The 612-nt window shown below is 69.1% G+C and carries 1 protein-coding gene; it reads left to right on the top strand.

The window, feature by feature from the left end; genetic code table 11:
* Positions 1-17: 17 nt before the first annotated feature.
* Positions 18-612: RNA-guided endonuclease InsQ/TnpB family protein (locus tag ABD848_RS24900; protein ID WP_344977660.1), on the top strand; the 595-nt coding region annotated here is incomplete at its 3' end.

Raw genomic sequence — 612 nt, 5'->3', positions numbered from 1 at the left:
GCCGTATGCCGCGACGAGTGGCACGTACGGTTCTGAGGGGGCCGGGGCGCAGTGATGCGCTCCGGCTACCCGACAACGACGCGCTGCGCGCGCGGGAGGACGCCCGCGCGCAGGGTGCGGCGTTTCCCACCACGGGGGAGCTGTCGAAGCTGCTGATTACCCAGGCGAAGGCGACCCCCGAACGCGCGTGGCTCGCCAACGCCCCCACCGGGGTGTTGCAGCAGTCGTTGCGGGACCTGGATGCCGCCTACCGGAATTTCTTCGATGGGTTGAAGGGCAAGCGGCCGCGGATGGGCGCGCCGCGGTTTAAGTCTCGCAAAGACCGGCGCCAGGCGGTCAGGTACACCCACTCGGACCGGTGGAGGATCACCCCCGGAAACGACCTCCGACTCCCCAAAGTCGGCAACGTGCGGGTGAAATGGTCGCGCACCCTGCCCTCGGCCCCCTCCAGCGTGACCGTCATAAAGGACAGCGCGGGACGGTATTTCGCGAGCTTCGTCGTCGACACCGGCCGCGACGAGACGCTGCCCGAGTCCGAGTCCGCCGTGGGCATCGATCTCGGCCTGAGCCACTTCGCCGTCCTGTCGGAGGGCACCAAGATCGAGGCGCCCC

Source organism: Salinactinospora qingdaonensis (assembly GCF_039539445.1).
Lineage (GTDB): Bacteria > Actinomycetota > Actinomycetes > Streptosporangiales > Streptosporangiaceae > Salinactinospora > Salinactinospora qingdaonensis.
This window is presented reverse-complemented; position numbering and strand designations above follow the sequence as displayed.